11 protein-coding genes and 1 pseudogene are annotated in these 14,290 nt (G+C 63.0%); 8 read left to right on the top strand and 4 right to left on the bottom strand.

The genetic code is table 11. The annotated features are described in order from the left end of the window. Positions 1-83: 83 nt before the first annotated feature. The 3 genes from ACYG9V_RS02380 to ACYG9V_RS02370 all read right to left on the bottom strand — a co-directional run bounded on the left by ACYG9V_RS02380 (position 84) and on the right by ACYG9V_RS02370 (position 3,679). A complete protein-coding gene (locus tag ACYG9V_RS02380) occupies positions 84-2,237 on the bottom strand; it encodes a phospholipase D-like domain-containing protein (RefSeq protein ID WP_352765359.1) in 2,154 nt (717 codons plus the stop codon). Continuing rightward, on the bottom strand, positions 2,234-2,674 hold the full coding sequence (locus ACYG9V_RS02375; protein WP_023806586.1) for a hypothetical protein: 441 nt from the start codon (positions 2,672-2,674) through the stop codon (positions 2,234-2,236). The genes ACYG9V_RS02380 and ACYG9V_RS02375 overlap by 4 nt, the downstream gene beginning before the upstream one ends. Before the next feature lie 123 nt (positions 2,675-2,797). Beyond that, the gene (locus tag ACYG9V_RS02370; RefSeq protein WP_023806585.1) at positions 2,798-3,679 is read right to left on the bottom strand and encodes a LysR family transcriptional regulator; all 882 of its coding nucleotides are present in this window, start codon (positions 3,677-3,679) and stop codon (positions 2,798-2,800) included. A 365-nt stretch (positions 3,680-4,044) separates the two neighbouring features. On the opposite strand from ACYG9V_RS02370, the gene ACYG9V_RS02365 reads away from it, so the two are divergent. Both ACYG9V_RS02365 and ACYG9V_RS02360 read left to right on the top strand, forming a co-directional pair. After that, positions 4,045-5,541 carry a CoA-acylating methylmalonate-semialdehyde dehydrogenase gene (locus tag ACYG9V_RS02365; protein ID WP_023684131.1) on the top strand — a complete coding sequence of 499 codons (1,497 nt, stop codon included), beginning with the start codon at positions 4,045-4,047 and terminating at the stop codon, positions 5,539-5,541. A gap of 203 nt (positions 5,542-5,744) precedes the next feature. Further along, positions 5,745-6,044, top strand: a complete 300-nt coding sequence (locus ACYG9V_RS02360; protein WP_352459899.1) for a hypothetical protein — start codon at positions 5,745-5,747, stop codon at positions 6,042-6,044. Positions 6,045-6,081: 37 nt separating this feature from the next. On the opposite strand, the gene ACYG9V_RS02355 is transcribed toward ACYG9V_RS02360, so the two are convergent. Then, entirely contained in the window at positions 6,082-6,771 is a 690-nt protein-coding gene (locus tag ACYG9V_RS02355; protein WP_352596711.1) for a GntR family transcriptional regulator, read from the bottom strand. Between the two features lie 69 nt (positions 6,772-6,840). Between ACYG9V_RS02355 and ACYG9V_RS02350 the strand changes: the two genes are divergently transcribed. The 6 genes and pseudogenes from ACYG9V_RS02350 to ACYG9V_RS02325 all read left to right on the top strand — a co-directional run. Next, a complete protein-coding gene (locus ACYG9V_RS02350; RefSeq protein ID WP_352537837.1) occupies positions 6,841-7,734 on the top strand; it encodes a dihydrodipicolinate synthase family protein in 894 nt (297 codons plus the stop codon). Positions 7,735-7,785: 51 nt separating this feature from the next. After that, on the top strand, positions 7,786-9,204 hold the full coding sequence (locus tag ACYG9V_RS02345) for an NAD(P)/FAD-dependent oxidoreductase (RefSeq protein ID WP_280940085.1): 1,419 nt from the start codon (positions 7,786-7,788) through the stop codon (positions 9,202-9,204). A 13-nt stretch (positions 9,205-9,217) separates the two neighbouring features. After that, positions 9,218-10,219: a 4-hydroxyproline epimerase gene (locus tag ACYG9V_RS02340; RefSeq protein WP_023755542.1), complete on the top strand. Its 1,002-nt coding sequence runs from the start codon at positions 9,218-9,220 to the stop codon at positions 10,217-10,219. Between the two features lie 459 nt (positions 10,220-10,678). After that, a complete protein-coding gene (locus ACYG9V_RS02335) occupies positions 10,679-11,581 on the top strand; it encodes a branched-chain amino acid ABC transporter permease (RefSeq protein ID WP_023668715.1) in 903 nt (300 codons plus the stop codon). Positions 11,582-11,585: 4 nt separating this feature from the next. Continuing rightward, on the top strand, positions 11,586-13,181 hold the full coding sequence (gene livM, locus ACYG9V_RS02330) for a high-affinity branched-chain amino acid ABC transporter permease LivM (protein WP_023668716.1): 1,596 nt from the start codon (positions 11,586-11,588) through the stop codon (positions 13,179-13,181). After that, a pseudogene (locus ACYG9V_RS02325) lies at positions 13,181-14,287 on the top strand (ABC transporter ATP-binding protein); the annotation flags it as partial. The gene livM and the pseudogene ACYG9V_RS02325, both read left to right, overlap by 1 nt. Positions 14,288-14,290: the final 3 nt, after the last annotated feature.

Here is a 14,290-nt window from a genome sequence, read left to right as displayed (position 1 = left end):
GGCCAGCACCCCCTCTGTCCTACCGGACAGAGGGGGTGTAAAGGATCGCTACAGAACGGCATTCCTTCAGCCTCGCCAGCCTCTCAAAACGCCTCCTTCACCCAGCCCTTCGAGAACAGCCACCGGTAGGCCCAGGGGATCATTACCTTGGTCGATACCGGATTCGAATGGGCGACATAGTCGTCGTAGACCGGCTGCATCCTGGCGTAGAAGGCAGGGTCGAGCACCGTCATGCCGTTCTCCAGATCGTGGAAGAAACTGCGGTTGTTGAGATTGACCGACGAGATCGTCACCAGCCTTTCGTCGATCATCATGATCTTGGAGTGCAGCACGACATCGGGCGCCGTGAATTCGCGGATGTTGATGCGGTCGCCATATTTCTCGACGAACAGCTTGTTGAGCGCGGTCAGCAGCTTGCCGCCAATATCGCCCTTGAGGTCGATGCGGCCGACAATGTCGATCCTGACGCCGCGCGCCAGCGCCCGCTCGATGGCCAGGCTGAGCTTCGGCGTCAGATTAAGGTAGGGATTGACGATCTCGATATGGTGCCGGGCAGTGTCGATCAGCTCGACGAAATAGGTCTCGAGCGCATGGTTGTCCTCATAGGGCACGGAAATGAAATGGCGCACCGTGCCCGGCGGGCGCCGGCTGTCGGAGCGCACCGGAATGGAGAAGGGTCTTGCGATGTTGGCGTCGGCGTCGCGCAGCCACAATGTCGAGAGATGCGCGGCCAGCGTTTCGACCGTGGCCGGGTCGGCAAACTCGATGTCGAAATCGCTCCAGTTCGAATAGTAGTTGAGCGAGAGGCCGTCGGTCTTGCCGTATTGCTCCAGGTTCGGATAGCGCGACAGGTCGATCGGCTTGTGGAACAGGAAGCCGTCATGAATGTTGCGGCCGCCGATGATGACGCGCGAGCGGGCGGGATCCTCGGCAAGTGTCGCCAGCATCTTGACGTGATGGGTCTTGTGCAGCTGCGACAGCTGCTCGTCCACCGGCGCGCCGTGGTCGGCCCGCCAACGATATTCCTGCAACTCGACATTGGGATAATCGGCCGCCAGCCGGTGCAGCAGCGCGTCGTCCTTGTCGCGCTCCAGCACGTCTGTGACCATGATGCGCACTTTGGTGCCGAGGCCTGCGTGATGGCGGATCAGCCGCTCGATGACGCGGCCGGAAAAATCGGCCTTGAACTCCAGCGACGACAGATAGACCAGCTTGAGTTTCGGCGCGCGCGAGAAATCGAGCGGCAGTTCGGGGTCGGCCTTGTCGAAGGCGCTGTCGGGTAAAGGCGCGCCGAGCAGCGCTTCGACCTTGGCGTTGAAGCCGTCGCGCGACTTGCGTAACAGGCGCGGTGACCCGAGCGGCAGCGAACAGCTCTGCGACAGCCAGCGGCCGGCGTAAAAGACGCTGGCAAGCTTATCCACGCCGGATGGATCGGGCACTGGACAACGCTCGTAGCGGCTGTCGAGCGCGGCTATCGCCGGATAGGCAACCTCTTCGCGCAGGATGGTGAGCGGGGCGCCTGCCGGCGCCAGGCTGGAACTGAGCTTGAGGCTGCAGCGGTTCAGGTCATCGCTGGGGAACATGGAGACGGTTTGCCCGGCCGACAGGCGGAGCCGGAAGGCGGCGCCGCTCGTTAAGCCACGCGAGCCACCGCCGGCGCGAAACGCCAGCGCACCGTCGCAGACGCCCGATATCTCAACCGGCTGCTTTCCCGCCTGGCGCATCACGATCTCGACCGAGCGCGCCTGCAGGCCGGAAAAGCTGAACGTCTTTGGCGCGGAGGGCCGCGCGGCGGCGTCGACATAGAGCGTCTGCCGCGACACCCGCCAGCGGCCGTCGAAATGGCCTTCGCCGGCTGTGCCGCTCACTGCCGGCATCTGTTCGGCGGTAACCGGCTTCCCCAGCCGTTCCAGCGTCCGGTAGGTGGCCTGGAAATCGCGGTTGGCGATGGCGTGGCGGTCATGGCCGAACGGACCGGTGCCGTTCGCCCTGTCGATGGCGCCGATCTGGTTGTGGGCGAGCAGCGCCAGAAACTGCCTTTCATAGTCGCGGGCGCCGGCATCGCCGAAAAACGCTGCTGCTGCAGTCTGCGGTCCCGGCGTGTCGGCCGATAGCGACGGCCGGCCGCAATCCTTCGCATCGGGAAAGAAATCGCAGCTGTGCCGGATCGGGGCGGCGCAACCGGCAAGGGCCGCCAGCCCCAGCCCGGCCAAGGCCAGGCAGATGGCGCGGTTCATCCGGCCGCACCGTTCATCGTCTTCAGTTCAGCCGGATCGCGCGGCGGCAGGAAGCCTTGCGGAAACACCTTGCAGACGGGAAGTGCGAAAGTGGCGATCAAAAGCTCGGCCTCGCCGCGCATCTTTTTCGGCGCTGTCTTGTCATCACGGATCGCCTTTGCCGAGGCGACGAGCGCGCCGTCGCAGTCGCAATGATTATGGCGCGCGATGTAGCAGGCGTCATGGATTTGGCAGGCGCTGTCGAGGCGATTGACAGGGCGAGCCGAGAGGTCGCCGGTGCGGGTGCCGGGACCGCAGTAATTGCCGAAGACGAAAGGCGACGGGCGGGCCATTGCGATACGGACCGGCTTGGGCAGTTCGGCTTCCGGAACTACGGTCCATGGATTGGCGCAGGCGGAAAGCGCGACAAGCGGCAAGATGGCGAGCACCGCTCGCATTTTGATCCGCACCAGCTTTGCAAAAAAGTGTCCCACCCGGCGCAGCCAATCCTTAATAATAGGCGACATCGCGCTTGTTGCCACACTGGCCGATTTTGTGGCGAGGGCAAGGCGGCGCGGCCATCAGACAAACAGCCCGCGCTCTCTCTCGACTGCCTTGGTGATGAAGTTGGCGACGATCTGCACGCGGCGCAGTGGCCGGACCGATTCATGATAGACCAGCCAGTAGGCGCGGCGGATCGGCGTCACGATGTTAACGGGGATCAGCTCCGGCATCGAGCGGGCGACAAAGGTGTGCAAGATGCCGATGCCGGCGCCCGACCGCACCGCTTCGGCCTGGCCCAGCGCTGAGGAGATGGCGAAGCTGGTGCGCCAGTCCGGGCTGAACTCCGCCGCATAGTCGAGCGACGGGCTGACGATCAGGTCTGGGACATAGCCGATCAGCGTATGCTGGCCGAGTTCGGCAGCGGTCTCGGGTAAGCCGTGCGCCTGCGCATAGGCGCGCGAGGCAAACAGGCCGAGTGTGTAGTCGACCAGCTTTCCCGCCACCAGCCTGCCTTCGCTCGGCCGCTCGACGGTGATGGCGATGTCGGCCTCGCGCCGCGACAGCGAGAAGGAGCGCGGCACCGGCACCAGTTGGATGGTGAGTTCGCGGTGCAGCGCGGTCAGCGCGCCAAGACGCGTGGCGAGGAATGCGACGCCAAACCCGTCGGGCGCGCCGATGCGCACGGTGCCTGAGATATCGTCGCCTTCGCCCGACACGGCGGAGCGCGCGGCGATCATGTCGGCTTCCATGCGCTCGGCAATGTCGAGAAAGCGCTGGCCGGCCGGCGTCAGCTCGCTGCCGGTGGTAAGCCGGCGAAACAGTTTTGTCCGTAACGCATCCTCAAGCGCTGCGATGCGGCGCGAGACGGTGGCGTGATTGAGTTCCAGCCGCTTGGCGGCGCCAAGGATCTGCCCGGCGCGGGCCACGGCGAGGAAGATGCGGACGTCATCCCAGTTCATGGGGGTGGTCCGGGCTAGCGGCGAACGCGGCGTTCCCGCCCACCCCCCTCTGGCCTGCCGGCCATCTCCCCCGCAAGGAGGGAGATTGGCAGCTCCGCCACCTGCGTCTCTTTTGCTGCGTTGAAGATTTGCGAAGGCGGCGGCCACATCTGATCTCCCCCCTTGCGGGGGAGATGTCCGGCAGGACAGAGGGGGGTGTGACGGAGCGCAACCTTCGGGCCTTTCAGCAATCTGTAATTTGCGGCAATTAATGCACACTCGTCCTTCGTTGTCTATTTCTTGCACAACGGTTGCGTTTCCCCTCGCGTTGCCTTCGCGCCTGCAAAGGCGTTGAATGCTTCATCACAAACTCAGGGAGAGAAACCATGATCGAATACGGTCATTTCATCGGCGGCAAGCATGTCGCCGGGACCAGCGGGCGCAAGCAGGACGTCATGCAGCCCATGGACGGCTCGGTGCGCGGCACGGTGGCGCTGGCGTCGCCGGCGGAACTGCGTGCGGCTGTGCTGAACGCCAAGGAAGCACAGATCAAATGGGCTGCGACCAACCCGCAGCGGCGTGTGCGCGTGCTGATGAAGTTTCTTGAACTGGTTGCTCGCGACTATGACGAACTGGCCGATCTCCTGGCGCGCGAGCACGGCAAGACCATCGCCGACGCCAAGGGCGACATCCAGCGCGGCCTCGAAGTGGTCGAAGTCTGCATCGGTGCGCCTCACATGATGAAGGGCGAGTTCACCGACGGCGCCGGCCCCGGCATCGATGTCTATTCGATGCGCCAGCCGCTTGGCGTCGTTGCCGGCATCACCCCGTTCAATTTCCCGGCGATGATCCCGTTGTGGAAGATTGCCCCGGCGCTGGCCTGCGGCAACGCCTTTATCCTGAAGCCTTCCGAGCGTGACCCTGGCGTGCCGATGCGCATCGCCGAACTGTTCCTCGAGGCTGGCCTGCCGGCTGGCGTTCTCAACGTCGTCAATGGCGACAAGGATGTCGTCGACGCCATCCTCGACGATCCTGATATCAAGGCTATCGGCTTTGTCGGCTCGACGCCGATCGCGCATTACATCTACTCGCGCGGCACGGCCGCGGGAAAACGCGTGCAGTGCTTCGGCGGCGCCAAGAACCACATGATCATCATGCCCGATGCCGACATGGACCAGACCGTCGACGCGCTGATCGGCGCGGGCTACGGCTCGGCCGGCGAGCGCTGCATGGCGATCTCGGTTGCCGTTCCCGTCGGCAACGACACCGCCAACCGGCTGATGGAAAAGCTGATCCCGCGTGTCGAAAGCCTCAAGGTCGGCCCGTCGACGGATTCGTCCGCCGATTTCGGCCCGCTGGTGACGGCGCAGGCATTGGAACGCGTCAAGGGTTATGTCGACACCGGCGTCAAGGAAGGCGCCAAGCTGGTCGTCGATGGCCGCGGCTTCTCCATGCAGGGCTACGAGGATGGCTACTATATGGGCGGCTGCCTGTTCGACAATGTGACCGCTGACATGCGCATCTACAAGGAAGAGATCTTTGGTCCGGTGCTGTCGGTGGTGCGTGCGCCGACCTATGAGAGCGCCATCAAGCTCGCCAACGATCATGAGATGGGCAATGGCGTGGCCATCTTCACCCGTGACGGGGATGCTGCTCGTGATTTTGCTTCGCGCGTCCAGGTCGGCATGGTCGGCATCAACGTGCCGATCCCAGTTCCGATCGCTTACTACACGTTCGGCGGCTGGAAGGCGTCGTCCTTCGGCGACCTCAACCAGCATGGTCCGGACGCGTTCCGCTTCTACACCAAGACCAAGACGGTGACCTCGCGCTGGCCCTCCGGCGTCAAGGACGGTGCCGAGTTCGTCATCCCGACGATGAACTGACCGGACGATTTCGAAGATCGGCAAGAAGGCCCGGGTTCAACGTCCCGGGCCTTTCTTTGTACGAAACCGACATTGGCGATCACGTTCAAGCGATGGAACCAAGAGCCTGTCATCTGCCTTAAATTGCATTCCTGCCGTGGTGCAGGCCATCAAAATAGCGCCGGTAGCAGCCGGGGTTCTCGTCTGGCGCAAGGAGGTGTCAGATGACACGACGTCTTGTGGCGGCGATGTTCTTTGCGGTGTTCGCGATGTCCGGCATCGCCCAGGCCAAAGCCGATCAATGCGCGGCGCGGACCGACCTGGTCAAGGCGCTCGGCGAGAAGTTCCACGAAAGCCAAGCCGCACGTGGCCTGGTGAACCCAAATGTGGTGCTGGAGATATTCGTCTCCGACCAGGGCACTTGGACCATCCTGGCCACCGACACACACGGCCAAAGCTGCATCATCACGGCTGGCGAAGGCTGGGACGGGGCGGCTATGGCAGCAGTCTTGCCGGGCACCTGATAAAAGACCGGTCGGAAGTCTGGAGCAGAGACGGAGTTCAGCGTGTGGCGGCCACTTCGGCATGGCCGCGCAGCAGTGCCATAAGGCGTTTGGCGTCCTTGGCGGCAGCCTCTTCGTCACCGGCCAGGATCGAGCGGATTAGCGCGACGTGGTGCTCAGCCGATTCGGCCAGTCCTGTGTCGGCCTTGTAGCGAAACCAGAAGCGGCGGCTGTGGGCCTGCAGGGGCGCGGCCAGACGGGCCGCAAACGGGTTGTCGGCGGCCATCGCCAAGGCCTCGTCGAGCGCCTTGTCGGCCTGGATGAAGGCCAGCACATTGCCCGAGATGACGGCCTTCTGCATGGCAAGGGCTGCCTCATGAAACAGATCGGCGGCCTCGCGGGTGACGAAGCGGGCGGCCGAGCGCGCCAGCACCACCTCGACGCCGCGCCTGGCATCCAGCACGCGCAGCCAGTCGCCGGGATGCAGCGGGGCAATGGCGATGCCGGCGCGTGGCCTGACGTCGAGCAGTCCTTCCCAGGCGAGGCGCTGGATCGCTTCGCGCACCGGCGTGCGTCCTAGCGCCAGCTTTTCGATCAGCGCGCCTTCGGTGACAAAGCTCGCGGGCGCCAGTTCCAACGTCACGATCATATGCTCGAGCACATGATAGGCCTTGGCGGCGGCCGGCTCGGGGGATGCTGTCTCAGTCGATATCACAGGTGGGCTCCTGATATATCTTCCATATATCATAACAGATTCCGCATTGACAGCCGGTTTGGCAACAGATATATGGCTGATATATCAGATGGAGAGACGATCATGTGGACCGGAGTTTTCCCCGCCGTCACGACCAAATTCACCGAAGACGACCGCCTCGACCATGCCGAGATGGAGCGCTGCTTTGCGTTGCAGATGGATGCCGGTTGCGACGGCATCATCGTCTGTGGCTCGCTCGGCGAAGGCCCGATGCTGTCGCATGACGAAAAAATCGAGGTGCTGAAGACTGCCCAGAAAGTTGCCGGCAGCAAGCCGGTTCTGCTGACCGTCAACGAGGCAGGCACCCGCGAGGCGGCGAACATCGCAAAGCGCGCGAGCCGGGAAGGCGCCAACGGGCTGATGGTGGTACCGAGCCCGATCTATCACACCAACCCGGAAGAGACGGTCGCCGCCTTGCGCGCCGTCGCTCAGGCCGGCGACCTGCCGGTGATGATCTACTCCAACCGGCTGGCCTACCGTGTCGATGTCACTGTCGACCAGATGGAGGATCTGGCTGCGGACAAGCGCTTCGTCGCCATCAAGGAGTCCTCCGACGACATCCGCCGCTCGACAGAGATCATCAACCGCTTCGGCGACCGCTACGATTTGTTCACCGGCGTCGACAATCTCGCCTTCGAGGCGCTGTCGGTGGGCGCCATCGGCTGGGTGGCGGGTCTGGTCGTCGCCTTCCCGCGCGAGACCGTCGCCATCTACCAGCTGATGAAGCAGGGCCGCCGCGAGGAGGCGCTTTCGATCTACCGCTGGTTCCGGCCGCTGCTCGATCTCGATGTCTCGACCTATCTGGTCCAAAACATCAAGCTTGCCGAAGTGCTCGCGATCGACACAAATGACCGCGTGCGCATGCCGCGCCAGCCGCTGTCGGGCGAGCGCCGCAAAGCGGTCGAGAAGATCGTCAAGGACGCGCTGGCGGTACGGCCGAAGCTGCCGCAGTTCTGAAGGCTTTCTTCTCCCCGTGCACGTGCACGGGGAGAAGATGGCGGCAGCCAGATGAGGGGCAGCGCCGACGTGCAAGGAAATTCCAGGGACACAGAGGAGGGCCGCCGCCCCTCATCCGCCCTTCGGGCCCCGCAGCCCTTCGCTGGCGCTCCGGGCGTTCGTCGTTCGGAAAGCCAAGCAGTCGGCTTTTCCACCGCTTCGCGGACCACTCCTCACCCCCGTGAACGGGGAGAAGGGGTAGATATCGCCATTGTCGGTGGCGGCATTGTCGGCATCTGCGCGGCGGCCATGCTGGCCGAGGCCGGGCGCAGCGTCACGGTCTTCGACCGCACCGGCATCTGCGAGGAGACGAGCTCCGGCAATGCCGCCGCCTTCGCCTTCTCCGACGTGCTGCCGCTGGCGCATAAGGGCATGATGCGGCACTTGCCGAAATGGCTTGCCGATCCGCTCGGGCCACTCAGCATCCCGCCAGCCTATCTGCCGAAACTGTTGCCTTGGCTGTTCCGCTTCTGGCGCGCCGGCGCACCGGCAAAATATGAGGCGAGCCTTGCTGCTCAGGCAGACATGATGAAGCTCGCCGAGGCCGAATGGATGGGACTGCTCGACCGTTCCGGCACGCGGCCGATGCTGCGCGAGGACGGTTCGCTGGAACTTTATGAAAGCGAGGCCGAGTTTCAGGCCGGGCTGCCGGGCTGGGCGGCGCGCCAGCGCTTCGGCATCGACTTTCGCCATGTCGAAGGCGACGAACTGGCGCGGCTGCAGCCGGGACTGTCGCCGCGCTTCATCAAGGGCACCTTCGTGCCGGGCTGGAAGACCGTCGCCGATCCGAAACTGCTCGGCAAGGCGGTGTGGGCCTATGCCGAAGGGTTGGGCGCGCGTTTCGAAAAGGCGCGCATAGAGCGCGTCGCCGCCAAACCTGATGGCGCGACGCTGACGCTGACCGACGGCACGACCAGGCAGGCAAGACATCTTGTCGTGGCCGCCGGGGCATGGTCGCATCTGCTGGCGAAGGCGCTTGGCGACACCATCCCGCTCGAAACCGAGCGCGGCTACAACACCACACTGCCGAAGACCGCTTTCGACGTGCAGCGAATGCTGATCTTTTCCGGCCATGGCTTCGTCATCACGCCACTCGACACGGGCTTGCGCGTCGGCGGCGCCGTCGAGTTGGGCGGTCTCGACCGGCCGCCGAATTTTGCGCGCTCGAAGGCCATGCTGGAAAAAGCCAGACAGTTCCTTCCGGGGTTGGACGCGTCAGGCGGCCGCGAGTGGATGGGCTATCGCCCGTCGCTGCCGGATTCGCTGCCGGTGATCGGCACGGCGCGAACCGCGCCCAACATTGTCTACGCCTTCGGCCATGGCCATCTCGGCCTGACCCAGGCGGCGGCCACCGGCCGCTTGATCCGCGATCTTGTTCTCGGGCAGACTTCGCCGATCGATCTTGCCCCCTTCAGCCCGCAACGGTTTTGAGTCCGAGGAAATCATGGCCAAAAAATCCTTCTTTTGCATCGACGGCCATACCTGCGGCAATCCGGTGCGGCTGGTCGCCGGCGGCGGTCCCTTGCTCGAGGGTTCGACGATGATGGAGCGGCGGGCGCATTTCCTGGCGGAGTATGACTGGATCCGCACCGGGCTGATGTTCGAGCCACGCGGCCACGACGTCATGTCGGGCTCGATCCTCTATCCGCCGACGCGCGAGGATTGCGACATAGCCATCCTGTTCATCGAGACGTCGGGCTGCCTGCCGATGTGCGGCCACGGCACGATCGGCACGGTGACGATGGCCATCGAACATGGGCTGATCAAGCCGAAGACACCCGGCGTGCTCCGGCTCGACACACCGGCCGGGCTGGTTATCGCCGAATACAAACAGGTCGGCGACTATGTCGAGGAGGTGCGCATCACCAATGTACCGTCCTTCCTTTATGCCGAGGGACTGACGGTCGACTGCCCGCAGCTTGGCGAGATCACTGTCGATGTCGCCTATGGCGGCAATTTCTACGCCATCGTCGAGCCGCAGGCGAATTTTCGCGACATGGCTGATTATTCCGCCGGCGATTTCATCGCCTGGAGCCCTGTGGTGCGGCAGCGGCTTAACGAGAAGTACTCGTTCGTGCATCCGGAAAACCCCGGCATCAACCGGCTGTCCCACATGCTGTGGACGGGCAAGCCGACGGTGGAGGGGGCCGACGCACGCAACGCCGTCTTCTATGGCGACAAGGCGATCGACCGTTCACCTTGCGGCACCGGCACCTCGGCGCGCATGGCGCAGCTCCATGCCAAGGGCAAGCTCAAGGCCGGCGACAGTTTTGTCCACGAATCGATCATCGGCTCGCTGTTCAAGGGCAAGGTCGAGAAGGACGTCACTGTTGCCGGCAAGCCGGCCATCATTCCCTCGATCGGCGGCTGGGCGCGGATGACCGGCCTGAACACCATATTCATCGACGACCGCGATCCGTTCGCGCACGGTTTTGTGGTTAAGTGATACGGTAGGCTGCCGATCATCCACCGAGACGAAGACTTGGACCCAGAGCGGGACCTCTTGGCGAAACCAGTCAGCGAAAGGTTAGCGCGTTGGGCGAGGCATCCACCGCCATAGTCGGAAGTAACCCATGTTGCAGCTGGTCAGTACGGAATGTGGCTAAAAAACGAAACCCGCCAACAACGCAAAGATTCGTCTCATCACCTAATTTTGACCGGGATTTCTTCGAAATGAGGTCGCTGGTCCGGCTGAATCGTCAAAGACATTGCGTTATGCCAATGATAGGGTCCGCGATAGTCCAGGGGTCGGGAGCAAAAAAACGGGCAATCGGAAGGCGTGCCGGCAAAACACGCTCGACGTTTGAAAAATCACGTTGCAATCCGGGCTCGAAACTTTACGACTAGGGGAAATACGAAAAGGAATGCGCCTGCATGGGCGACATTCCAGGGGAGCCATGTACACATGCAGTACTTTGTCCAGCAGCTTATCAATGGGCTGACGCTGGGATCGATCTATGGGCTGATCGCAATCGGCTACACGATGGTCTACGGCATCATCGGCATGATCAACTTCGCCCACGGCGACATTTTCATGGTCGGGGCATTCGCCGCCCTCGTTGTCTTCCTCATCCTCGGCTCCTTGTTCTATTCGGTCCCGGTCGTCCTGGCGCTGCTGATCATGATGATCGTGGCGATGCTGCTCACCAGCCTCTACAACTGGACGATCGAGAAGGTGGCCTACCGGCCGCTGCGCGGTTCGTTCCGGCTGGCGCCGCTGATCACCGCCATCGGCATGTCGATCGCGCTGTCGAACTTCATCCAGGTGACGCAAGGTCCGCGCAACAAGCCGATCCCGCCGATGGTCAGCCAAGTCTACAACATCAACGGCATCAGCGTGTCGCTGAAGCAGATCATCATCGTCGTCGTCACCGCCCTGCTGCTGGCGCTGTTCTGGTACCTGGTCAACAGGACTTCCCTCGGCCGGGCGCAAAGGGCGTGCGAGCAGGACCGCAAGATGGCGGCGCTGCTCGGTGTCGATGTCGACCGTACGATCTCGATCACCTTTATCATGGGTGCAGCGCTTGCGGCCGTCGCGGGCACGTTGTTCCTGATGTATTACGGCGTCATCGCCTTTTCCGACGGCTTTGTGCCGGGGGTCAAGGCCTTCACCGCGGCCGTTCTCGGCGGCATCGGGTCTCTGCCGGGCGCGGTGCTTGGCGGGCTTTTGATCGGCTTCATCGAGAGCATGTGGTCGGCGTATTTCTCGATCGACTACAAGGACGTCGCGGCGTTCTCGATCCTGGCGATCGTGCTGATCTTCCTGCCTTCCGGCATTTTGGGCCGGCCAGAAGTCGAAAAGGTCTGAGACAATGGCGGTTTCCGTATCCTCGGAGCGCGACACCGTCGCCTCCCCCGTGCAGCGTGCATTGCGCGAAGCGTTCTATGCCGGCGCCATCTCGCTGGGGTTGTTCATTCTCTTCATCGGCCTGAAGACCGACCAGAACATAAGCAACCAGCTGATCCTGGTGCAGCGCTGGTTGCTGCTCATCACCGTGGTCGTGCTGACCATGCTTGGCCGCTTCTTCTACATTGCATATGGCCAGCCGTTCATGGCCAATCAGAAGATCACCAATGTCGCCACCGGCCTGTTGCCGGCGAGCGTCGCGTCGCGCTTCTTCCTGCTTCCGGCCTTCATCGTCGCCGTTGTGCTGGCGGTTGTCCTCGTTGCGTTCGGCAGCGCCCTGCCGGTGTTGGTGGGACCCGATCTGGCCGGCTACCTTCAGTTCCTGCGCGCATTGGCCGTCATTTACGCGCTCGCTTGCGTGATCTTCTATTTCCGCTCCTTCATCCACGCCAATTTCACCAAGCTCGGGATTGCGGCGCTGGTGCTATACCCGATCCTCGTCGTCGTGGTGCTGTCGATCTACGCGTGGTCGATAACCGGCGGCCTGCAGGGCTCGTTGAAGTGGGTCGACAATTTCGGCATCCAGATCCTGATCTATGTGATGCTGGCCTGGGGGCTGAACATCGTCGTCGGCCTCGCCGGCCTGCTCGATCTCGGCTACGTCGCCTTTTACGCGGTCGGTGCCTATGCCTATGCGTTGCTCGGTTCGCAATACGGCCTGTCGTTCTGGATCCTGCTGCCCGCCGCCGGCGCCATGGCCGCCTTCTGGGGCGTTATGCTCGGCTTTCCGGTGCTCAGGCTTCGTGGCGATTACCTGGCGATCGTGACGCTGGCCTTCGGCGAGATCATCCGCCTGGTGCTGATCAACTGGCGTGAAGTCACCAACGGCTCGGCCGGCATCTCCGGCATCCCGAAGGTCACCTTCTTCGGCCTGATGACGTTTAATTCGACCGACCCGAACTATATCGGCAAGGTGCTGCACATCGCCCAGTCAAGCGCCTACTACAAGATCTTCCTCTACTATCTCATTCTCGGGCTGGCGCTGCTGACCGCCTTCGTCACCATCAGGCTCAGGCGCATGCCTGTCGGCCGCGCCTGGGAGGCGCTGCGCGAGGACGAGATTGCCTGCCGCTCGCTTGGCATCAACACCACCACCACCAAGCTCACCGCCTTTGCCACCGGCGCCATGTTCGGCGGTTTTGCCGGCGCCTTCTTCGCCGCACGGCAAGGCTTCGTCAGCCCTGAATCCTTCGTCTTCCTGGAATCGGCGATCATCCTGGCCATCGTGGTGCTCGGCGGCATGGGCTCGCTGGTCGGCATCGCGGTCGCCGCGCTGGTGATGATCGGCGGCACCGAGGCACTGCGCGAACTCGATTTCCTGAAAAGTGTCTTCGGAAAAGATTTCACGCCGGAGCTTTACCGCATGCTTTTGTTCGGCATGGCGATGGTCATCGTAATGCTGTGGAAGCCGCGCGGCTTTGTCGGCAGCCGTGAACCGACGGCCTTCCTCAGTGAACGAAAAGCGGTCTCCTCCTCCTTCACCAAGGAAGGGCACGGCTGATGAGCGCGACCTCCATTCAGAAGACCAATCCGGGTATGAAAGACGCCATCCTCCAGGTCGAGCATCTTTCGATGAAGTTCGGCGGCCTGATCGCCATCGGCGATCTGTCGTTCCAGGCCAAGCGCGGCGAGATCACCGCTCTGATCGGACCCAATGGCGCCGGCAAGACCACCGTCTTCAATTGCATCACCGGCTTCTACAAGCCGTCGGAAGGCATGATTACGCTCAACCGGGCCGACGGCTCGAGCTTCCTGCTCGAACGGCTGCCCAATCATGAGATCCCGGCGCGCGCCAAGGTGGCGCGCACCTTCCAGAACATCCGCCTGTTCTCGGGCATGACGCTGCTGGAGAATCTGCTGGTTGCCCAGCACAACAAGCTGATGAAGGCATCCGGCTATACGATCCTGGGCCTGTTCGGGATCGGCGGCTACCGCAGAGCCTCGGCTGAATCGGTGGAGCTTGCCAAGCACTGGCTGGAGAAGGCCGATCTTGTCGATCGCGCCGACGATCCGGCCGGCGACCTGCCCTATGGCGCGCAGCGGCGCCTCGAGATTGCGCGCGCCATGTGCACAGGGCCCGAACTTCTGTGCCTCGACGAGCCTGCGGCCGGTCTCAATCCGAAGGAGTCGGCTGCGCTGAATTCGCTGCTGATGGACATCAAGAGCAGTACCTCGATCCTGCTGATCGAACATGACATGTCGGTGGTCATGCAGATTTCCGACCATGTCGTGGTGCTTGAATATGGCCGCAAGATTTCCGACGGCAGCCCGCAATCGGTGCGTACCGACCCGCGCGTCATCGCCGCCTATCTCGGCGTCGACGACGAGGAGGTCGAGACGGTGCTGACCGAGGTTGGCGATGAAGACGTCATCGAGCAGCTGGACATCGGGCCGGATTCGGCTCACGGACCAGGCACATCGTCTTCCTATCTCGCCGGCCCGGTAAGCGACACGATCGGCCACAGCCAGGGCGAGCGGGTCACAGTGTCGAAGGGAGCTTCAAAAGCCACCCAATACGATACAAGAGCCAACTCCGCGCCAAGAGCACCGTCCGAGCGTCTGACGGCCAAGTCCAAGCCGGCGGCCACCAAATCCCCGACAGGCAAGCCG

Source organism: Mesorhizobium sp. W016, from assembly GCF_054719485.1.
Note: the sequence above shows the minus strand (reverse complement) of the source record. Positions and strands in the feature narration are given on the sequence as shown.

Excerpts from the sequence above, each read along its gene's own strand:
- ACYG9V_RS02350 (WP_352537837.1), top strand. The coding sequence starts at position 6,841 with ATGTGGACCGGAGTTTTCCCCGCCGTCACGACCAAATTCACCGAAGAC.
- ACYG9V_RS02380 (WP_352765359.1), bottom strand. The coding sequence starts at position 2,237 with ATGAACCGCGCCATCTGCCTGGCCTTGGCCGGGCTGGGGCTGGCGGCC.
- ACYG9V_RS02370 (WP_023806585.1), bottom strand. The coding sequence starts at position 3,679 with ATGAACTGGGATGACGTCCGCATCTTCCTCGCCGTGGCCCGCGCCGGG.
- livM (WP_023668716.1), top strand. The coding sequence starts at position 11,586 with ATGGCGGTTTCCGTATCCTCGGAGCGCGACACCGTCGCCTCCCCCGTG.
- ACYG9V_RS02360 (WP_352459899.1), top strand. The coding sequence starts at position 5,745 with ATGACACGACGTCTTGTGGCGGCGATGTTCTTTGCGGTGTTCGCGATG.
- ACYG9V_RS02355 (WP_352596711.1), bottom strand. The coding sequence starts at position 6,771 with ATGATATATGGAAGATATATCAGGAGCCCACCTGTGATATCGACTGAG.
- ACYG9V_RS02375 (WP_023806586.1), bottom strand. The coding sequence starts at position 2,674 with ATGCGAGCGGTGCTCGCCATCTTGCCGCTTGTCGCGCTTTCCGCCTGC.
- ACYG9V_RS02340 (WP_023755542.1), top strand. The coding sequence starts at position 9,218 with ATGGCCAAAAAATCCTTCTTTTGCATCGACGGCCATACCTGCGGCAAT.
- ACYG9V_RS02365 (WP_023684131.1), top strand. The coding sequence starts at position 4,045 with ATGATCGAATACGGTCATTTCATCGGCGGCAAGCATGTCGCCGGGACC.
- ACYG9V_RS02345 (WP_280940085.1), top strand. The coding sequence starts at position 7,786 with ATGAGGGGCAGCGCCGACGTGCAAGGAAATTCCAGGGACACAGAGGAG.
- ACYG9V_RS02335 (WP_023668715.1), top strand. The coding sequence starts at position 10,679 with ATGCAGTACTTTGTCCAGCAGCTTATCAATGGGCTGACGCTGGGATCG.